Source organism: Pseudomonas sp. RT6P73 (genome assembly GCF_054897715.1).
Genome location: NZ_JBUBUV010000002.1, coordinates 3402639 through 3422404, shown reverse-complemented (window position 1 = coordinate 3422404; position 19766 = coordinate 3402639). Strand labels below are relative to the sequence as shown.

At 59.7% G+C, this 19766-nt stretch carries 22 protein-coding genes and 1 pseudogene; 11 read left to right on the top strand and 12 right to left on the bottom strand.

Translation table 11 applies throughout. The features are described 5' to 3' along the window. Positions 1-52 precede the first annotated feature (52 nt). The 5 genes from lolA (at position 53) to cysG (ending at position 5237) form a co-directional block, all read left to right on the top strand. Positions 53-676 carry an outer membrane lipoprotein periplasmic chaperone LolA gene (gene lolA / locus ACYZT6_RS16310; protein ID WP_007904916.1) on the top strand — a complete coding sequence of 208 codons (624 nt, stop codon included), beginning with the start codon at positions 53-55 and terminating at the stop codon, positions 674-676. Between the two features lie 173 nt (positions 677-849). Further along, the gene (locus tag ACYZT6_RS16305; protein WP_462029967.1) at positions 850-2172 is read left to right on the top strand and encodes a replication-associated recombination protein A; all 1323 of its coding nucleotides are present in this window, start codon (positions 850-852) and stop codon (positions 2170-2172) included. Beyond that, complete coding sequence (crcB, locus tag ACYZT6_RS16300) at positions 2172-2546, top strand: fluoride efflux transporter CrcB (RefSeq protein ID WP_403104281.1); 375 nt, start codon at positions 2172-2174, stop codon at positions 2544-2546. The genes ACYZT6_RS16305 and crcB overlap by 1 nt, the downstream gene beginning before the upstream one ends. A 15-nt stretch (positions 2547-2561) precedes the next feature. Beyond that, on the top strand, positions 2562-3842 hold the full coding sequence (serS, locus tag ACYZT6_RS16295) for a serine--tRNA ligase (protein WP_462027795.1): 1281 nt from the start codon (positions 2562-2564) through the stop codon (positions 3840-3842). Then, complete coding sequence (gene cysG / locus ACYZT6_RS16290) at positions 3843-5237, top strand: siroheme synthase CysG (protein WP_462027794.1); 1395 nt, start codon at positions 3843-3845, stop codon at positions 5235-5237. It begins immediately after the preceding gene. Positions 5238-5374: 137 nt separating this feature from the next. Here cysG and ACYZT6_RS16285 read toward each other — a convergent pair whose 3' ends face one another. The 9 genes from ACYZT6_RS16285 to ACYZT6_RS16245 all read right to left on the bottom strand — a co-directional run bounded on the left by ACYZT6_RS16285 (position 5375) and on the right by ACYZT6_RS16245 (position 10387). Then, positions 5375-6382, bottom strand: coding sequence for a glutathione S-transferase family protein (locus ACYZT6_RS16285; protein WP_462027793.1), 1008 nt, complete (start codon positions 6380-6382; stop codon positions 5375-5377). Between the two features lie 90 nt (positions 6383-6472). After that, positions 6473-7474, bottom strand: coding sequence for a glycosyl transferase family protein (locus ACYZT6_RS16280; RefSeq protein WP_462027792.1), 1002 nt, complete (start codon positions 7472-7474; stop codon positions 6473-6475). After that, positions 7471-7806 (bottom strand): TusE/DsrC/DsvC family sulfur relay protein, encoded by a 336-nt coding sequence (locus ACYZT6_RS16275; protein WP_462027791.1) that lies wholly within the window; start codon positions 7804-7806, stop codon positions 7471-7473. The genes ACYZT6_RS16280 and ACYZT6_RS16275 overlap by 4 nt, the downstream gene beginning before the upstream one ends. Further along, complete coding sequence (gene tusB, locus ACYZT6_RS16270) at positions 7803-8096, bottom strand: sulfurtransferase complex subunit TusB (RefSeq protein ID WP_462027790.1); 294 nt, start codon at positions 8094-8096, stop codon at positions 7803-7805. Before tusB ends, ACYZT6_RS16275 begins: the two co-directional genes overlap by 4 nt. Then, a complete protein-coding gene (gene tusC / locus ACYZT6_RS16265; protein ID WP_462027789.1) occupies positions 8096-8458 on the bottom strand; it encodes a sulfurtransferase complex subunit TusC in 363 nt (120 codons plus the stop codon). Before tusC ends, tusB begins: the two co-directional genes overlap by 1 nt. 1 nt (position 8459) lies before the next feature. After that, positions 8460-8852 (bottom strand): sulfurtransferase complex subunit TusD, encoded by a 393-nt coding sequence (gene tusD, locus ACYZT6_RS16260; RefSeq protein WP_462027788.1) that lies wholly within the window; start codon positions 8850-8852, stop codon positions 8460-8462. 198 nt (positions 8853-9050) lie between these two features. Further along, on the bottom strand, positions 9051-9755 hold the full coding sequence (locus tag ACYZT6_RS16255; protein WP_462027787.1) for a YoaK family protein: 705 nt from the start codon (positions 9753-9755) through the stop codon (positions 9051-9053). A 35-nt stretch (positions 9756-9790) separates the two neighbouring features. Further along, on the bottom strand, positions 9791-10120 hold the full coding sequence (locus ACYZT6_RS16250; protein ID WP_462027786.1) for a DUF6388 family protein: 330 nt from the start codon (positions 10118-10120) through the stop codon (positions 9791-9793). 21 nt (positions 10121-10141) lie between these two features. Next, positions 10142-10387, bottom strand: coding sequence for a hypothetical protein (locus tag ACYZT6_RS16245; protein ID WP_462027785.1), 246 nt, complete (start codon positions 10385-10387; stop codon positions 10142-10144). A gap of 148 nt (positions 10388-10535) precedes the next feature. On the opposite strand from ACYZT6_RS16245, the gene ACYZT6_RS16240 reads away from it, so the two are divergent. Further along, positions 10536-10886 carry a hypothetical protein gene (locus ACYZT6_RS16240; protein ID WP_462027784.1) on the top strand — a complete coding sequence of 117 codons (351 nt, stop codon included), beginning with the start codon at positions 10536-10538 and terminating at the stop codon, positions 10884-10886. Positions 10887-11032: 146 nt separating this feature from the next. Here ACYZT6_RS16240 and ACYZT6_RS16235 read toward each other — a convergent pair whose 3' ends face one another. Next, a complete protein-coding gene (locus ACYZT6_RS16235) occupies positions 11033-11464 on the bottom strand; it encodes a GNAT family N-acetyltransferase (RefSeq protein ID WP_462027783.1) in 432 nt (143 codons plus the stop codon). Positions 11465-11616: 152 nt separating this feature from the next. On the opposite strand from ACYZT6_RS16235, the gene ACYZT6_RS16230 reads away from it, so the two are divergent. The 4 genes and pseudogenes from ACYZT6_RS16230 to ACYZT6_RS16215 all read left to right on the top strand — a co-directional run bounded on the left by ACYZT6_RS16230 (position 11617) and on the right by ACYZT6_RS16215 (position 14681). After that, positions 11617-12054 carry a hemerythrin domain-containing protein gene (locus tag ACYZT6_RS16230; RefSeq protein ID WP_462027782.1) on the top strand — a complete coding sequence of 146 codons (438 nt, stop codon included), beginning with the start codon at positions 11617-11619 and terminating at the stop codon, positions 12052-12054. A gap of 220 nt (positions 12055-12274) precedes the next feature. Continuing rightward, positions 12275-12910 carry a lytic polysaccharide monooxygenase auxiliary activity family 9 protein gene (locus ACYZT6_RS16225; protein ID WP_462027781.1) on the top strand — a complete coding sequence of 212 codons (636 nt, stop codon included), beginning with the start codon at positions 12275-12277 and terminating at the stop codon, positions 12908-12910. A gap of 40 nt (positions 12911-12950) precedes the next feature. Then, positions 12951-13952, top strand: a pseudogene (locus ACYZT6_RS16220) (chitinase); the annotation flags it as partial. Positions 13953-14093: 141 nt separating this feature from the next. Then, entirely contained in the window at positions 14094-14681 is a 588-nt protein-coding gene (locus ACYZT6_RS16215; RefSeq protein ID WP_462027780.1) for an NUDIX domain-containing protein, read from the top strand. 177 nt (positions 14682-14858) lie between these two features. Here ACYZT6_RS16215 and ACYZT6_RS16210 read toward each other — a convergent pair whose 3' ends face one another. After that, positions 14859-15374, bottom strand: a complete 516-nt coding sequence (locus tag ACYZT6_RS16210; RefSeq protein ID WP_462027779.1) for a methylated-DNA--[protein]-cysteine S-methyltransferase — start codon at positions 15372-15374, stop codon at positions 14859-14861. 150 nt (positions 15375-15524) lie between these two features. Between ACYZT6_RS16210 and ggt the strand changes: the two genes are divergently transcribed. Beyond that, a complete protein-coding gene (gene ggt, locus ACYZT6_RS16205) occupies positions 15525-17252 on the top strand; it encodes a gamma-glutamyltransferase (RefSeq protein WP_462027778.1) in 1728 nt (575 codons plus the stop codon). 205 nt (positions 17253-17457) lie between these two features. On the opposite strand, the gene ACYZT6_RS16200 is transcribed toward ggt, so the two are convergent. Continuing rightward, a complete protein-coding gene (locus tag ACYZT6_RS16200) occupies positions 17458-19512 on the bottom strand; it encodes an Ice nucleation protein (RefSeq protein ID WP_462029966.1) in 2055 nt (684 codons plus the stop codon). Between the last annotated feature and the right edge of the window lie 254 nt (positions 19513-19766).

The window sequence follows — 19766 nt, the reverse complement described above, 5'->3', positions numbered from 1 at the left end:
GGTGGCGCAGTGATGCGCCGCCCGAACTCCCACGAATGTTATGAGGACTCCCATGCGTCTTATCCGCATGCTGTTGCTGCCGGTACTGGCTTTGACCACGCTCTCGGCCCACGCCGATGACAAGGACGTGGCGCGTCTGACCCAACTGCTGGAAAAATCCCAGACCCTGACTGCACGCTTCTCTCAGCTGACGCTGGATGGCAGCGGCACTCAATTGCAGGAAACCGCCGGGCAAATGTCCCTGCAGCGTCCCGGCCTGTTCTATTGGCACACCGACGCACCGCAAGAGCAATTGATGGTCTCCGATGGCAAGAAGGTATCCCTGTGGGACCCGGACCTGGAGCAGGTCACCATCAAGACCCTCGACCAGCGCCTGACCCAGACACCGGCGCTGCTGCTGTCCGGTGACGTGTCCAAGATCAGCCAAAGCTTCGACATCAGCGCCAAGGAAGCCGGCGGCGTGATCGACTTCACCTTGAAGCCGAAAACCAAAGACACCCTGTTCGACAGCCTGCGTCTGTCGTTCCGCAATGGCCTGGTCAATGACATGCAACTGATCGACAGCGTCGGCCAGCGCACCAACATCCTGTTCACCGGCGTGAAGGCCAACGAGCCGATCCCGGCGTCCAAGTTCAAGTTCGACATCCCCAAGGGTGCGGACGTGATCCAGGAATAAACCGCAAACCTGTGGGAATGGGCTTGTGTGGCGAGGGAGCTTGCTCCCGCTGGGGCGCGAAGCGCCCCCAAAAAATGGGACTGCTGCGCAGTCCAGCGGGAGCAAGCTCCCTCGCCACAGGATTTCGCCAGACTTGAGAACTGGGTAATAAAGCGAGGTTTCAACCGCACGTGATGGACCTGTTTCGCAGCGCCCCGATCGCTCAACCCTTGGCTGCACGCCTGCGTGCAGCCAATCTGGACGAGTACGTCGGTCAGGAACACCTGCTCGCTCGCGGCAAGCCTTTGCGCGAAGCCCTGGAGCAGGGTGCCCTGCACTCGATGATCTTCTGGGGCCCGCCGGGCGTGGGCAAAACCACCTTGGCGCGGTTGCTGGCGGAAGTCTCGGATGCGCACTTCGAAACGGTCTCGGCGGTATTGGCCGGCGTGAAGGAAATCCGTCAGGCGGTGGAAATCGCCAAGCAGCAGGCCGGCCAATACGGCAAGCGCACCATTCTGTTCGTCGATGAAGTGCATCGTTTCAACAAGTCGCAGCAGGATGCCTTCCTGCCCTACGTTGAAGACGGCACCCTGATTTTCATCGGCGCGACCACGGAAAACCCCTCGTTCGAACTCAACAACGCCTTGCTCTCCCGGGCACGCGTCTACGTGCTCAAAAGCCTCGACGAAGCGGCCCTGCGCAAACTGGTGCATCGCGCGCTGACCGAAGAGCGTGGCTTGGGCAAGCGGCAACTGACCCTCAGCGATGAAGGTTTCCAGATGCTGTTGTCCGCCGCGGATGGCGATGGCCGGCGTCTGCTCAATTTGTTGGAAAACGCCTCGGACCTGGCTGAAGACAACAGCGAGATCGGCGTCGATCTGCTGCAAAGTCTGCTTGGCGATACCCGTCGGCGTTTCGACAAGGGCGGCGAGGCGTTCTACGACCAGATTTCCGCCCTGCATAAATCGGTGCGCGGCTCCAATCCCGACGGCGCGTTGTATTGGTTCGCGCGGATGATCGACGGCGGTTGCGATCCGCTGTACCTGGCCCGGCGGGTGGTGCGCATGGCCAGCGAAGACATCGGCAACGCTGATCCACGCGCCCTGAGCCTGTGTCTGGCGGCGTGGGAAGTGCAGGAACGCCTCGGCAGTCCGGAAGGCGAATTGGCGGTGGCCCAGGCCATCACCTATCTGGCCTGCGCGCCGAAAAGCAACGCGGTGTACATGGGCTTCAAGGCCGCCATGCGCAGCGCCACCGAACACGGTTCGCTGGAAGTGCCGCTGCATTTGCGCAACGCGCCGACCAAACTGATGAAGCAATTGGGTTACGGCGATGAATACCGTTACGCCCACGATGAGCCGGACGCTTACGCCGCTGGCGAAGACTATTTCCCGGAAGAACTCGAGCCGCAACCGTTCTATCAACCCGTGCCTCGCGGCCTGGAGCTGAAGATCGGCGAAAAGCTCAATCACCTCGCACAACTTGACCGTCTAAGCCCCCGGCAGCGGAGAACATAGTGATTCCTTTGGTCATTGCGGTCTCCGTCGGCGGCATCGCCGGAACACTGTTGCGCTTTGCCACCGGTAATTGGGTCAACGCTAATTGGCCGCGGCACTTCTATACCGCGACGCTGGCCGTTAATATCGTCGGCTGTTTGCTGATCGGCGTTCTATACGGTCTGTTTTTGATCCGCCCGGAGGTGCCGATTGAGGTGCGCGCCGGGTTGATGGTCGGCTTCCTCGGGGGGCTGACGACTTTTTCATCCTTTTCACTGGATACGGTGCGCCTGCTTGAAACCGGGCAAATGCCGCTAGCCCTGGGCTATGCTGCCATCAGCGTATTCGGAGGGCTGCTCGCGACCTGGGCTGGCCTGTCCTTGACCAAACTTTGATAACGAGAGACCGACATGCTCGATTCCAAACTGTTACGTAGCAACCTTCAGGACGTAGCGGACCGCCTGGCATCCCGTGGCTACACGCTGGATGTTGCGCGCATCGAAGCGCTGGAAGAACAGCGTAAGACCGTCCAGACCCGCACCGAAGCACTGCAGGCTGAACGTAATGCGCGCTCCAAATCCATCGGTCAGGCCAAGCAGCGTGGCGAAGACATCGCGCCGCTGATGGCCGACGTTGAGCGCATGGCGAACGAGTTGAGCGCCGGTAAAGTCGAGCTCGACGGGATCCAGACCGATCTGGATTCGATCCTGCTCGGCATCCCGAACCTGCCGCACGAATCCGTGCCCATCGGTGATGACGAAGACGGCAACGTCGAAGTGCGCCGCTGGGGCACCCCGACCGCGTTCGATTTCCCGGTTCAGGACCACGTGGCCCTGGGCGAGAAATTCGGCTGGCTGGACTTCGAAACCGCCGCCAAGCTGTCCGGCGCCCGTTTCGCCCTGTTGCGCGGCCCGATCGCCCGCATGCACCGCGCCCTGGCGCAGTTCATGATCAACCTGCACACCAGCGAACACGGTTACGAAGAGGCTTACACGCCTTATCTGGTCCAGGCGCCTGCGCTGCAAGGCACCGGTCAACTGCCGAAGTTCGAAGAAGACCTGTTCAAGATCAGCCGTGAAGGCGAAGCCGATCTGTACCTGATCCCGACCGCTGAAGTGTCGCTGACCAACATCGTGGCCGGCGAGATCGTCGATTCGAAACTGCTGCCGATCAAGTTCGTTGCCCACACGCCGTGTTTCCGCAGTGAAGCCGGTGCGTCGGGTCGCGATACTCGCGGCATGATCCGTCAGCACCAGTTCGACAAGGTCGAAATGGTGCAGATCGTTGAGCCGTCGACCTCGATGGAAGCGCTGGAAGGCCTGACCGCCAACGCCGAAAAAGTTCTGCAATTGCTCGAGCTGCCTTATCGCACGATTGCCCTGTGTACCGGCGACATGGGCTTCAGCGCGGTCAAGACCTACGACCTGGAAGTGTGGATTCCGAGCCAGGACAAGTACCGCGAGATTTCGTCGTGCTCCAACTGCGGCGACTTCCAGGCCCGTCGCATGCAAGCGCGTTTCCGCAACCCGGAAACCGGCAAGCCTGAACTGGTTCACACCCTGAACGGTTCCGGCCTGGCGGTCGGTCGTACGCTGGTGGCGGTGCTGGAAAACTACCAGCAGGCCGACGGTTCTATCCGTGTGCCTGAAGTATTGAAACCGTACATGGGTGGCCTCGAGGTCATCGGCTAAATGGACTATCTGCCGCTGTTTCATAATCTTCGCGGCAGTCGTGTGTTGGTCGTCGGCGGGGGGGAAATTGCCTTGCGCAAATCCCGCCTGCTGGCCGAAGCCGGTGCGCTGCTGCGGGTGGTCGCACCTGAAATCGAACCGCAACTGCGCGAACTGGTTGTCGGCAGCGGTGGCGAGTGTCTGGTGCGTGGCTACGTCGAAGCGGACCTGGACGGTTGCGGGCTGATCATTGCCGCCACCGACGACGAACCGCTGAACGCGCAAGTCTCCGCCGATGCCCATCGGCGTTGTGTGCCGGTCAACGTGGTGGATGCGCCAGCCTTGTGCAGCGTGATCTTCCCGGCAATCGTCGACCGCTCTCCCTTGATTATTGCGGTGTCCAGCGGCGGCGACGCGCCGGTGCTGGCGCGGTTGATCCGCGCCAAGCTGGAAACCTGGATTCCTTCCACTTACGGTCAATTGGCCGGTCTGGCGGCGCGTTTTCGCAGCCAGGTCAAAGGCCTGTTCCCGGATGTGCAGCAGCGTCGGGCGTTCTGGGAAGACGTGTTCCAGGGCCCGATTGCCGACCGCCAACTGGCCGGGCAGGGCGCCGAAGCTGAGCGCCTTATGCTGGCGAAGATCAATGGCGAAGCGCCGGTCGCTACCGGTGAAGTGTATTTGGTCGGCGCGGGTCCTGGTGATCCAGACTTGCTGACCTTCCGAGCCTTGCGCCTGATGCAGCAAGCCGATGTTGTGCTGTATGACCGTTTGGTCGCCCCGGCCATTCTCGATTTGTGTCGCCGCGATGCCGAGCGGGTCTACGTCGGCAAGCGTCGCGCTGATCACGCCGTGCCTCAGGATCAGATCAACCAGCAATTGGTGGATCTGGCCAAGCAAGGCAAGCGGGTCGTGCGGTTGAAGGGCGGTGATCCGTTCATCTTCGGTCGCGGCGGTGAAGAGATCGAAGAACTGGCGGCCCATGGCATCCCGTTCCAGGTGGTGCCGGGTATCACCGCGGCCAGCGGTTGCGCGGCGTATGCCGGGATTCCGCTGACTCACCGCGATTACGCGCAGTCGGTGCGATTTGTCACCGGGCACTTGAAGGACGGTTCCACCGATTTGCCGTGGGCCGACCTGGTCGCGCCGGCGCAAACCCTGGTGTTTTACATGGGGCTGGTGGGCTTGCCGATCATCTGCGAGCAGTTGATCAAGCATGGTCGCGGGGCGGATACCCCGGCGGCGCTGATTCAGCAGGGCACCACGGTCAATCAGCGGGTGTTTACCGGCACGCTGGCCGATTTGCCACGGCTGGTGGCGGAGCATGAAGTGCATGCGCCGACGCTGGTGATTGTTGGGGAAGTGGTGCAATTGCGCGAGAAACTGGCGTGGTTTGAAGGGGCTCAGGCGCAGGTCTAAACACCGAGTCGCCTCCATCGCGGGCAAGCCCGCTCCCACAGGTCATTTGGTGAACCTGCAATTTTTGCCATCACCTAAAACCCTGTGGGAGCGGGCTTGCCCGCGATAGGGTCCTCAAATCCGCTGCAAATTTCGGATCAAGCCTGGGTCCTGCGCCAAACCCCTTTCCCACTCAATCGCGCCCGATCATGGGTTGCTGTGAAATCCTGCGCCGGCCCTTTCGGCACAACACCCGTCGGGTTGATGGTCTTGTGGCTGCCGTAGTAGTGATTTTTGATGTGCTGAAAATCCACCGTCTCGGCAATCCCCGGCCACTGATAAATCTCCCGCAGCCAGTTCGACAGATTCGGATAATCGGCAATCCGCCGCAGGTTGCACTTGAAGTGGCCGTGGTACACCGCATCAAAGCGAATCAGCGTGGTGAACAACCGGATGTCCGCCTCAGTCAGGTATTCACCGACCAGGTAACGATTGGCGCCTAACAACTCTTCCAGTCGATCCAGTTCCGCGAACAATCCGTCGAACGCTTCTTCATAAGCCGACTGCGACGTGGCAAACCCGGCGCGATAAACGCCATTGTTCACCGCCGGATAAATCCGCTCATTTAGCGCATCAATCTCACCGCGCAACGGTGCCGGATAGAAATCCAGGTCATTGCCGGTCAGGTCATCGAAAGCGCCATTGAACATGCGGATGATCTCTGCCGATTCATTGTTGACGATGCGGTTCTGCTGTTTGTCCCAGAGCACCGGCACGGTGACACGACCGGTGTAGTCGGCGGTGTCGGCGGTGTAGCGCTGGTGCATGAAGTCGAAGTGATCGAGTTTGTCGCCGGTCGAGCCTAGGTTCTGGTCGAAGGTCCAGCCGTTTTCCAGCATCAGCCAACTGACTACCGAGACGTCGATCAGGTTGTCGAGGCCTTTGAGTTTGCGCAGGATCAGCGTGCGATGCGCCCACGGACAGGCGAGGGACACATAGAGATGATAACGGCCGGCCTCGGCTGCAAAACCACCAACACCCGTCGGGCCGGGCTTGCCGTCGGCGGTCAACCAGTTACGACGTTGCGCCTGTTCACGCTGGAACGCGCCGTCCTTGCTGCTTTCGTACCACTGGTCATGCCAGCGACCTTCAACTAACAAACCCATGTTCAGGACTCCTCAACCAATAAGCGTTGGAGAGGAGTCTATTCGCATAGGTTCGATAAAAAAGCGCAAAGGTTGGAGGGTTATGATCGGTTAAATCGATCTGTCCCGAGCGTCCCAATACTGCTGGGCCGTTTCGAAGGCGCGTTCGCGAGTCTGACCGAGGCCGCGCAACGCGAGGGCCATGGTCGAGATCAAGGCCATTTGCGGGTAGCTGTCGACCACATCCCCGCGCCAGACGGCTTTCAAATGCTCAGGATCGAGCGAGGCGGGTTTGACGTGGCGTTGGCTCGACAACTGCGGCCATTCCTCGTCCCAGCTTTCGCCGCCGGTGGTGCCGTACAGGTGGCTGTCGGCATCCGGGTTGATCTCGATTTCGCCACCATCGCCCTTGATCACAATCGCGGTGTCGCCGAGCAAGCCGCTGGCATCGCGGTGCACCGCCTGATAACCAGGGTGGAAAATGCTTTGCAGGCCACAGCGAGCGCCCAGCGGATTGAGGATGCGGGTGAGGGAATGGATCGGCGAACGCAGGCCCAAGGTATTGCGCAGGTCGATCATGCGCTGAAGTTGCGGCGCCCAATCCACCAGCGGCATGAAGGCCAAGCCAGCGTTATCGAGTGCCGATCCGACCTGTTGCCAGTCGCGGCACAGCGGAAGGTTCAACGCGTCCAGCAGTTGCTCGCTGTACAGCCGACCGGCCGTGTGGGCGCCAGCGCCGTGCATGAAGATGCGCACACCGTTCCGCGCCAGGCACTTGGCCGCCAGCAGATACCACGGCAGATGACGCTTCTTGCCGGCATACGTCGGCCAGTCCAGATCGACCGCCAGGGCTGGCGGGTTCAATCGTTCACGCAGGGCTTCGGTGAAGCCGGCCATTTCCTCGGCGCTTTCTTCCTTGTGCCGCAACAGCATCAGGAACGCGCCGAGCTGGGTGTCCTCGACCTTGTCATCGAGCACCATGCCCATGGCTTCCCGCGCTTCGACCCGGGTCAGGTCGCGCGCACCACGCTTGCCTTTGCCGAGGATCCGTACGAACTGGGCGAACGGGTGTTCGGCGGGCGTTTCGAGGGTCAGCGCTGGATAATCGGTCATAAGCAATTCGTCGGTTTGGGCAGGCCCGCCAGTTTTGCGGCGAGTTTGGCAGGGGTGCCTTTGAACAGTTGATTCAGGTGCAGGCTGTTGCCTTTTTCCGGGCCGAGCTTCAGCGCGGTGTACTTGATCAGCGGACGAGTGGCCGGCGACAACTGGAATTCGGCGTAGAAACTGCGCAGCAATTCGAGGATTTCCCAGTGCTCCGGGCTCAACTCGATGTCTTCGGCAGCGGCGAGGGCGCTGGCCACTTCATTGGACCAGTCGCTGAGTTCGACCAAGAAACCGTCCTTGTCCAGCTCGATGGCGCGTGCGCCGACGGTCAGGGAATTCATAGCCAGCTGTTGACCTTGTCGTAGTGAATCGACAGCTCGACGAAGGCCGGGTAATCGATGGCCTCGGCTGTGTCGGGAATCTCCAGCGCACGAGCCTGGGCGTCTTCGGCCAGCACGAACAGTTTCAACGGGCGGGTATTCAGCGCGTTGAACGGCGCGGTGCCCGGCTGCAGCGCATACACCGCGTCACCGGTCAGCAACAGCGCGTCGTTCGTGCCGATCACACGCAGGCAGCTGGTCAGGCGATCATCGCCGAACGGGGAATGAGACAACACATGCAAAGTCGACATCAGAGGGTGATCACCTGGTCGTAACGGTCAATAAGTGCAGTGATTTCCTGGGCGGCCAGCACCTGGGCTTCTTCAAGCGACCGACCGCTGAGGTCCAGACCCCGTTCGGCAGCGCTGTCGCTACAGACGAACAGGTCTTCTACACCGAACATCGGCAACGCTTGCAGGTTGGCGCTGAGGTCTTTCTGTTGCAGGGCCTTGGCGTTCTGTTTCGCGGCGAGCTGGAACACCCCGTCATCGAGAAACAGCAAGCCGATCGGTAGGTCAAACGCGCCGCCGGCCAGCACGATGTCCAGCGCTTCCCGGGCGCTCGGCCCGGACCACGGGGCCTGACGGCTGATGATCAGCAAGGATTTAGGCATCTCACGCGCCTCCGAAACAGATCAGGCGGTCAGCGTCTTGCACCGCGTCATGCAACTGGCCGAGGCCGGACAATTCCCACGGCGCGCTCACGGAAGCGGCGTCACGCTGATAGCGCCCGGCTTCCTCTTCGTTCAACACGCCACGGCGCAGGGCGGCGGCGATACACACCACGCCGTCCAATTGATGCTCGCTGACAAAAGCGCCCCATTGCTTGGGCACGTCCAGCTCATCCTGCGGCGTGACCACGCTGCCGGAGGCGTTGTAGACGCCGTCTTGGTAGAAAAACAGCCGAACAATCTCATGCCCGCCGGCCAGCGCAGCCTGGGCGAACAGCAAGGCACGGCGCGAGGAGGGCGCATGGGCGGCGGAAAACAGCGCGATGGCGAACTTCATGACGGACTCGATCAGCGAAACTGTGGGCATGATAAAGCTTTATCGCCGGGGCGGCTAAATCGATGTTGTCTGTTCGGGCCTCATCGCGGGCAAGCCCGCTCCCACAGGTTTTGTGGTGATACTGCAATCCCAGGCATTACACAGAACCCTGTGGGAGCGGGCTTGCCCGCGATGGGGTCCGAACAGTCAATACAAGACTTAACGAGGCATATACCCCAACTGCCAACGCCGCGGAATCTTCAGCGACAGCAACCCGATCACCCCCGCCAGCAACCCGCTGACAAACAACGCCTTGAGCCCAAGATGATGTTCCAGCACGGCACCGAGCACGGCGCCCGCAAACATTCCCGTCCACGGAATCAACTGAACCCGCCAGCCATTACGCCGCTCACCGAGCATCCACCGCCCCAGGCCGCGGCCGAAGCGCGACAGGGCACCGGTGACATAAGTGAGGCCGACCGGCAGGCCGTTCACTTCTTCTACCGCCGCATTGAGCATGCCCATGGCGATGATGGCTGCCAGCAGCGCCGGCAGTTGTTCGTCATAAGGCCAGGCTGCGGCGGCGCAGAGCAGCATCGCGATGCACAGCAGCAAGGGCAGCGCCCGGCGGCCACCGAAGCGGCTGACGACAATGCCCAAGGCGTTGCCGACAATGAAGGTCGCCACGAGAATCAACAGACGCAAGGTCAGTCCAAGATCGCCGTCGCTGATGGCCACGGCGAGGCGGGTGGTGTTGCCGCTCATGAAGGAGACAAAATCGCCACTCGCCATGAAGCCAATGGCGTCGGTCATGCCGGCGAGCACCGAGAGCGCGGCCACCAATGCCATGCCGATGCGTCCGCGCCATTTCTGGATATGCAGATGGCCGGGACTGGCGCGAGAAGTTGAGAGGGATGGCAACATCGGCGCAAGTCGTCCTCAGGCAGCGACCGTCGTGGTCACTTGCTCAATCCATATAACTCGCAATACTCCCGCCAGTCCATACCGGCCATCTCGGCCACTTCCTTGTGCACTTCCAGGCGCTGAGTCTCGTAGTCTTCAGGCGTCGCGGCAGTCAGTTGCAATGTCAGCTCCCAGGCAAACAACCCCAGGCGCTCGGCTTCGGCTTCGAAGGCCTCATGTAAGCGTTCGTCGCGGTACTGCGTCGCGGTCTGCCCCTTGGCCTGAGCCAACAGCGGGTTGAGGTTGTCGAGCTCGACGCGCAGCTCGGGGCGCGCATCGAGAAACGTCTTCAGCGCCTGCTCGTGTTGCTGTTCGGTTGCCGCCATGGTCGCTCCTTGAGGCTGGGGTTACGAAGATTGCTTCTTGGCCTTGGCCGCAGCGGCCAGGCACTCGAGCGCAAACTGCTCGGGGTAGGTCATCTGGATCGGCGTGGTTTCGCCTTTGACGGTGCGTTCGCCCTCGAGGATGTAACGGATTCGTTTGTCGGTGACGCCAATTCGCTTGGCGATCCAGGACGGCGTCTGACCGATCTGGCTGATCAGTTTGTCAGCGTATTCGGCGGTCGGTTTGTAATATTCGGCGTTGGGGGTCATGACCTTTCCAGAAAAATGGACGATGCGACGTTAATGGCGCGACAGGGTGCGCGAATCGTCACTCGGTGTCGCGGTATAAATGAAGTAAAGCAGAACGATACGCCGTGCCACGGTGATACAGTCCGCTTTTTCTTGATGAGCGAACACAATGCGAATTCTGATGGTAGCGCTGGCCGTGACGTTGCTGGCGGGATGCGCCGGCTCGGTGATGAACGATGCCCGCACCAAAGCCCCTTACAAAACACTGAAATCGGACAAGCCGGAAAAAGTCGTCGCCCAGTGCGTGCAGTTTTCCTGGCAGGACGAGGCCGTGTTCGGTGTCGATGCCGGCGCCTATTTGCAGCCGGGTGAGAAAAGTGGGTCCACCGTTTACACGCGTTCGGCGGATTCCTTCGTGGACGTGACTACCGATGCGTCAGGCACGGTGTTGAGTTACTACGCGCAGCAAGACGACTTTGTGGCCAAGCGCCGTCTGGCGGCGCTCGCGACCTGCCTCTGAACTGAGGCGCTGACCCACACCGTCCAACTGTGGGAGCTAGCCTGCTGGCGATAGCGGTTTGTTATTCAACAGAGATGTCGACTGACCCAACGCTATCGCCAGCAGGCTAGCTCCCACAGTTGGAGGGTGTGGATCATATGAGCGGGTTACACATCGTTGATCAGGCGCTTCTGGAAAAAGAAGCGCTTATGCCCCGGCGGATAGTCGACAATCTGGCCTACCTCGCTGTAGCCCAGCTTCTTGTAGAACTCCGGCGCCTGGAAGTCGAAGGTGTCGAGCCATATCCCGACGCATTCCTTCTCCCGTGCAAGCTCTTCGGCCATTCGCATCAGCTGGGTGCCCAAGCCCTGCCCTCGGCCCTGTTCCGGCACCGACAGCAACTCGATGTACAACCATCTATAAAAAACCCGGCCATGCAGACCGCCGAGAATCTCGTTGTGTTCGTCGCGGATCAGCAAGGCAATGGGCTCCTGCTTCGAGACGCCGGCCTTTGAGGCGTTGTAGGCACGCAACGGCAGCAGGATCGCCTGCTCTTCTTCTTCGGTGGGGTTTTGCGATTGTTCGATTCGCAGTTCCATCAGCTAAATCCTTATGGCCATGAAGGGACAACACCCGCAAGCCTACCGTGTGCCCCGGCGGTTGTTCCAGTCTCTTGAGTGGAACCCTCGCTCGCGCCCGGATGTCTAGCCTAAACAGCGTCATTCCAGAACGCGGCCAATGAGGATCACCCGTGAATATTTTTGAAGCCCTGCGTGAAAGTCACGACCGCCAACGCACCTACGCCAAAGCGTTGATCAAGACCAGCGGCGACACCCCGGAACGGGTCGAAGCATACAAACAGCTCAAATCCGAACTCCAGGCCCACGAAACTGCCGAAGAGCGCCATTTCTACATCCCGCTGATGGAGTTCGACAGCGGCGTCGATCTCAGTCGCCATGCCATCTCCGAGCACCACGAGATGGATGAAATGATGGAAGAGCTGGATGAGACGGAGATGTCCAGCCCGGCCTGGCTGGCGACTGCGAAGAAGCTGTCCGATAAGGTTCATCACCACTTGAAAGAGGAAGAGCAGAAGTTCTTCCAGATGGCCGGCAAGCTTCTGGACGACAAGCAGAAAGAGACCCTGGCCGGTCAATACGAGAAGGAATACAAGGCACAGCTTTCCTAGGCTGCACCAAGTCCGATTGCTGCCTTGCGCTGTAATCCTTTTGCTACACAGGGCGTAGGACTTGGATCAATGTACTGGTTATATATCCAGTATTTGCGGGTGATCTGCCACGGCAAACTCATCCAGGCCAAAAATGGGTCGATGGACAAAAAAAACAGCTCCGTTAGGTTGAAGGCCTCTCCTCAGGAAGGAGAGTTCTTAAATCAACGGAGTGAAAAAAATGAACCAACCACAGACTCAACCTCAACTTCGACACGGTCGTGTCACATCCCCTTCCAGCCGCGGAGCGGTGGCCGTAGAGCAGGGGCTGCTGGGTAACTGGCAAGTCAACGAAATGGAAGGTGGCAAGAACTTCCCGTCGCTGACGGCCGGGCCATTTCCGGCGCCGTATCAAACCGACAGCGACAGTGTCACGCCACCCGCCGATGGCCACATCCTCAGCGGTGGCAAAACGGATGCCCGTGACTGCATCAACTTCACCAACGAAGAGCTGAGCCTCAAGCTCGGCCGCCCGTTCACCTGGCCTTTGTTGAATGTCGATCCGGGCCAGACCTTCAAGGTCACCTGGGAATACACCGCCCCTCACGTCACCCGTGGCTACAGCTGGTTCATCACCAAGGATGGCTGGAACCCGAAACAGCGCATCAGCCGTGCGCAACTGGAGCCGAAATCGTTCTTCCACGACTTCTACACCCAGGTTCCGTACTACAGCCATTCCGCCGAGATGAAGGCCAAGGTCAACCACGAAGTGAAATTGCCGGGCAACAAAAAAGGCCATCACGTGATTGTGCTGATGTGGATCGTGGCCAATACCGGCAACGCCTTCTACCAAGCGTTCGACGTGGACTTCAAGTAAGCCTGCGGTGTTCAAACCCCACACGTTCAAGGAATAGAACATGTCAACGTTCGACTTTACATTACTGAAATCGCCACTCGCCGATGCGGCTTCGTTGATGCCAAGCATTGCCGGCAAAAAGATCCTCATGGGCTTCTGGCACAACTGGCCCGCCGGCCCAAGCGACGGTTACCAACGCGGCCAGTTCGGCAACATCGCGCTGCAAGATGTGCCCAAGGATTACAACGTGGTGGCCGTGGCGTTCATGAAGGGCAATGGTATCCCGACCTTCAAGCCGTACAACCTGTCTGACGCCGAGTTCCGTCGCCAGGTCGGCGTGCTGAACAGCCAGGGCAGGGCGGTGCTGATTTCCCTCGGTGGCGCCGACGCGCACATCGAGCTGCACAAAGGCAACGAGCTGCCACTGGCCAATGAAATCATCCGTCTGGTGGAAACCTACGGCTTCGATGGGCTGGACATCGATCTTGAACAGAGTGCAATTGATTTCGCCGACAACAAGACCGTTCTGCCTGCCGCGCTGAAACGGGTCAAGGACCATTACGCCGGTGAAGGCAAACACTTCATCATCAGCATGGCGCCGGAGTTTCCATACCTGACCACCGCTGGCAAATACGTCGGCTACATCCAGGCCCTGGAAGGCTATTACGACTTCATCGCCCCGCAGTATTACAACCAGGGCGGCGACGGCATCTGGGTGCCGGAAACCAATAACGGCAATGGCGCGTGGATTGCCCAGAACAACGACGCGCTGAAAGAGGACTTCCTGTTTTACCTGACCGAAAGTCTGGTGAGCGGCACTCGCGGGTTCACGAAGATCCCGGCGGACAAGTTTGTGATCGGCCTGCCCGCCAACGTCGACGCGGCGGCTACCGGTTACGTGATCAACCCGACGGCCGTGGTGAACGCCTTCAAGCGGCTCGACGCCAAGGGGCTTTCGATCAAGGGCCTGATGACCTGGTCGGTGAATTGGGACAACGGGGTCAATAGGGACCGCGTGCCCTATAACTGGGAGTTCAGCCGTCGTTACGGGCCGTTGATCAACGGCAAGCAGTTCTCTTCCCATGAAGACAGCGCGCTGCCTGAAGTTGCCAGCCAGCGGTGAAAAGAAGCCCGGCAGAGATGCCGGGCTTTTTCGTTTTCGCCTACCATGGGGATCTTCTGACGAAAAAAAGGATGCGTTGTGATGGCGAACACAGCCGAACGGGTCAACATCATTGAGTCCCAGGTGTTGTCCCACGACTGGTACCTGCTGAAGAAAATCACCTTCGACTATCAGCGTAATAACGGCGACTGGCAGCGCCAGACCCGCGAGGTGTACGACCGTGGCAATGGTGTGGCGATTCTGTTGTTCAACCGCGAGAAAAGAACTGTCGTGCTGACGCGGCAGTTTCGGCTGCCGGTGTTCGTCAACGGCCATGATGGTTTGCTGATCGAAGTGGCGGCGGGGCTGCTCGATGGCGCGGCACCGGAAGAACGCATCCGCGCCGAAGCCGAAGAGGAAACCGGCTATCGCGTTCACCACGTGCAAAAAGTGTTCGAGGCCTACATGAGCCCAGGCTCGGTCACCGAAAAACTGCACTTCTTCATCGCAGAATATGACGCTGCGTCGAAAGTCAGCGAGGGCGGTGGGCTGGAAGAAGAGACCGAAGAACTGGAAGTGCTGGAGTGGACATTCGACGAGGCGCTCGAGGCGTTTTATCGCGGGGAGATCTGCGATGCGAAGACGATTATGTTGCTGCAATATGCGGCGTTGAAAAATATCTTCGCCTGAACGACGCTTTCTCCTGTAGCAGCTGTCGAGCACCGCGAGGCAGCGTTCGGCGGCGCAGCCGTCGTGAAATCCGGCAACGCGGTGTTTCAGGAAAACTTCACACTCTGGTTTTACGACGGCTCCGCCGCCGAACGCTGCCTCGCGGTGCTCGACAGCTGCTACAGGTATTCTGGTCAGTCAGAACAGATCGCCTGTTCGGCTAACCCCAGACCATTCGCATCCCTCAAGCGTCAGCAAACGCTCCTTCGCCTCAAGCCCACCCGCAAACCCCGTTAACTTCCCCGACGCCCCAATCACCCGATGACACGGCGCAACAATCGAGATCGGGTTCTTGCCATTCGCCGCGCCCACCGCCCGGACCGCGCTCGGATTGCCAATCTGTTCGGCGATCTCGCTGTAACTGCGCGTCTCGCCAAACGGAATGGTCAACAGCGCCTGCCACACCTTCTTCTGAAAGTCCGTCCCGGCAAAGTCCAGTTCCAGCTCAAAGCGATTTCGGGTACCGGCAAAGTATTCCTGCAGCTGCTGAACGGCGCGTATGAGGATCGGGTTATCCGGTGCCTCGCCCATCGGGCCAAGCCGTACGCGGTTCGGTTTGTCGTTTTCCCAGAGGATGGCGGCCAGTCTCGAATCTTTCGCGACCAGCTTCAGCTCGCCGACCGGAGACGCCATGGTGGTGAAGGTGTAGGTCATGCCGGCGAACTCCGCAGAAGGGCTGAACAGAGGCCAAGCATACTGCCTCGACGGGGAGGCGCAATACGCAATCCCAGCCATACTGCGTACTGCTATTGAAACGTTTCCTCCGTTTTTAAACACAGCCTAAAAACAAAAAGAGACCGACTCATGAAGTTCGAACCTTTTGCCAAATCGCTGATTGCAACCTCGTTGGCGCTCAGTTGCCTCAGTGCTTACGCGGCCTCCGTGGCCCCGGTCGCGGCCGAAAACGGCATGGTCGTCACGGCCCAGCACCTGGCCTCTCATGTGGGCGTCGATGTGCTCAAGAACGGTGGCAACGCCGTCGATGCCGCCGTCGCGGTGGGTTATGCGCTGGCGGTGGTCTATCCCGCCGCGGGTAACCTGGGTGGCGGTGGTTTCATGACCGTTCAGCTGGCGGACGGACGCAAGACCTTCCTCGATTTCCGCGAAAAAGCTCCCCTGGCCGCCACCGCAAACATGTACCTCGACAAAGAGGGCAATGTCGTCCCGGACCTGAGTACACGAGGCCACCTGGCCGTTGGCGTGCCCGGTACCGTGTCCGGCATGGAACTGGCGCTGAAGAAATACGGGACCAAACCCCGCAAGGAAGTGATTGCCCCGGCGATCAAGCTCGCCGAAGATGGCTTTGTGTTAGAGCAGGGCGATGTCGATTTGCTGGACTACGCCACCGACGTGTTCAAGAAGGACATCAAGGATTCCGGCGCGATCTTCCTGAGCAACGGCGAGCCGATGCAGGTCGGGCAAAAACTGGTGCAGAAGGATCTGGCGAAAACCCTGCGGGAAATTTCCGAGAAGGGCGAAGACGGGTTCTATAAAGGCTGGGTGGCTGACGCTATCGTCACCTCCAGTCAGGCCAACAAGGGCATCATCACCCAGGCCGATCTCGACAAATACAAGACCCGTGAACTGGCGCCGATCGAGTGCGACTACCGGGGTTATCACGTGGTGTCGGCACCGCCGCCAAGCTCCGGTGGTGTGGTGATCTGCGAGATCATGAACATCCTCGACGGCTACCCGATGAAAGACCTGGGCTACCGCTCTGCCCAAGGCATGCATTACCAGATCGAAGCGATGCGCCACGCGTATGTGGACCGCAACAGCTACCTCGGCGACCCGGACTTCGTGAAAAACCCGATCGCTCACCTGCTGGACAAAAACTACGCGACTAAAATCCGTGCCGCGATTGATCCGAAAAAGGCCGCCGTATCCAGCGAACTCAAGCCCGGCGTAGCGCCCCATGAAGGCAGCAACACCACGCATTACTCCATCGTCGACAAATGGGGCAACGCGGTGTCGGTGACCTACACCCTCAACGACTGGTTCGGCGCCGGTGTGATGGCCAGCAAAACCGGGGTCATCCTCAACGACGAAATGGACGACTTCACCTCGAAAATCGGCGTGCCCAACATGTACGGCCTGGTGCAAGGCGAAGCCAACGCCATCGCGCCCGGCAAGGCACCGCTGTCGTCCATGAGCCCGACCATCGTCACCAAGGATGGCAAAGTGGTCATGGTGGTCGGCACCCCCGGCGGCAGTCGCATCATCACCGCCACTTTGCTGACCATCCTCAACGTGATCGACTACGGCATGAACATCCAGGAAGCGGTCGATGCTCCCCGTTTCCACCAGCAATGGCTGCCGGAAGAGACCAACCTGGAGACCTTCACCACCAGTCCGGATACGGTGAAAATGCTTGAAAGCTGGGGGCATAAGTTTGCCGGGCCGCAGGATGCCAACCATGTGGCGGCAATCCTGGTGGGCGCGCCTTCTCTGGAAGGCAAACCAGTGGGCAAGAACCGCTTCTATGGGGCCAATGACCCGCGCAGGAATACCGGGTTGTCGCTCGGCTACTGATTCATAACACCATGGCCACCCTCAATTTGCGAGGGTGGCCTGACCTGTAGCAGCTGCCGAGCAGCGCGAGGCTGCGTTCGGCGGCGAAACCGTCGTTGAACCATGCACTGCGGTTATTCAGGTAAACCTCGCGCGCAGGATTTGCGACGGCTTCGCCGCCGAACGCAGCCTCGCGCTGCTCGACAGCTGCTACAACGATTGAGGGTCATTCGTCGGGCTTGGTGACAATGTTATCCGCCTCATCCACCTGATAAGGCACATGTGCCTCAACGCCATCCTTGCCGGTATGCGCCACGACATTCTTGTAGCGCTGGCCGTTCCAGCATCGGAAAATCAGCGTCGCATTTTCGCCTCCGGTCAGCGTCGAACCCAGGCTGCCAATGAGCTTGCTTCGGGCGCCACCCACCAGGACGCTGTTCTTGCCCGCCGTCAAAACGCTTTTGTCGCCGCCCATCAACGTACAGTCATCGCCTGCCGTCAGCTTGCTGCGATCACCCGCCGTGAGGTGGCTGTTGCTGCCCGCCAGCAGTTTGCTGCGGTCGCCGGCGATTTGCGTGCTGTCTTTGCCGGCGATCAACTTACTGCGATCACCTGCGGTCTGGATGCTGCCCGCGCCCGCGATGAGGGTGCTGCGAGAATCCGCGGTCTGTGAACTGTCCTTGCCGGCGATCAACATGCTTTTGTGCCCGGCAATTTGCGTACTGTCGGGGCCGGCGATCAGTGAGCTTTGATGGCTGGCGATCTGGTTGCTGCCGTATCCGGCAGTCAACGTGCTGTGCATGCCGGATGTGAGGCTGCTGCCGTAACCGGCGGTCAATACACTGTGCAATCCGCTGATCAACGTGCTGCCGTATCCGGCTGTGAGAAAGCTGCGGATGCCGCTGGTCAGGCTGCTGCCGTAACCAGCGATCAACGAACTGTCCTGGCCCGCGGTCTCGGTGCTGCCGTACCCGGCGGTGAGGGTGCTGTTGTGCTGGGCGGTCAGGGTGCTGCCGTAGCCGGCGATCAATGTACTGTCGTAGCCCGCCGTTCCGGTGCTGCCATAACCGGCGATGAGGGAACTGCTGTCCTGAGCAGTGAGGGTGCTGCCGTAACCCGCCGTCAACGTACTGTCGTAACCGGCGGTTTGTGTGCTGCCGTAACCGGCAATCAGCGAACTTTCGTAGCCGGCGGTTTCGGTACTGCCGTAGCCGGCGGTGAGTGAGCTGTTTTCCTGAGCGGTGAGCGTGCTGCCATAACCTGCCGTCAGCGTGCTCTCGTAACCCGCTGTTTGCGTGCTGCCGTAGCCAGCGATCAGCGAACTGTTGCTGCCGGCGGTTTCGGTACTGCCGTAGCCGGCGGTGAGGACACTGCTTTCCCGAGCCGTCTGGGTGCTGCCATAGCCAGCAGTCAGAGTACTTTTGTAACCCGCCGTTTGGGTGCTGCCGTAGCCCGCTGTCAGCGAACTGTTTTCCCGGGCGGTGAGGGTGCTGCCGTAACCTGCCGTCAGCGTGCTGTCGTGGCCGGCGGTTTGGGTGGTGCCGTAGCCAGCAATTAGTGAACTCTCATGCCCGGCGGTTCCGGTGCTGCCGTAGCCTGCCGTGAGGGAACTGTTTTCCTGGGCGGTCTGGGTGCTGCCGTAATCGGCGGTCAACGTGCTTTTCTGCCCGGCAGTTTGCGTGCTGCCATACCCGGCGATCAGCGAGCTGTCATCGCCAGCCATTTCTGTGCTGCCATACCCGGCGGTCAGTGAGCTGCTGTCAGCGGCAGTCAGGGTGCTGCCGTAGCCGGCAATCAATGAGCTCTGGCCGCCGGCCGTTTCCGTGCTGCCGTAACCTGCCAACAGGTAACTTTGATGCCCGCCGGTTAGCGTACTGCCGTAAACAGCCGTTTCGAATGTTTGCGAGGCGTCTGTTTTAGCGCCAATGCCGGAAGGACTATGGCCCTGTACTCGTCGACTTTCGAATTCGCGGCTAGATGTTTTATTCGGTGATTCAAACGTGGCGTCGATTAAGGTGATGTTTGCCACTTGATAGTCTTCAATGTACGTTTCAATGTAGTTTATCGAACTTTCCTGAGTGCCAGTGTGAACAACTTCCGCCTCCGGAAACTTGATCAAGCCGCCTTCTTCAAGTTTTATAATGTGATCAGTGGAAACTTCGCACACGATCCATTTGGCATCGGCTCGCAAACTCAGTTGAGTAGAGGAGCCTTTTCCCCACAATAAACCGACCAGGCCGTTCTCGAGTTTCTTGCTGGGCTTCCAGTGCTTGCATACCATCAGGCCGGCGTCCGGCCAGATCTGGCCGGCATGGTCCGACATGTCGTTGGCGCAAGTGCGCAAGACAAGGACTTTGTTGTCACTCATATCATGTGTTCTCAATGGATATAACGGCTTCAGCGGGAATCAGGATTGTGAGTGTCCATAAAGTTCAAAAAAGAACGATCTGGTATTCACAAGTCACTGGCTGAAATCCATTAAGAGCCAGCGGCAAAGCCGCAGTCCTGTTATTAAACAGGTTGCAGTCCCTGGCG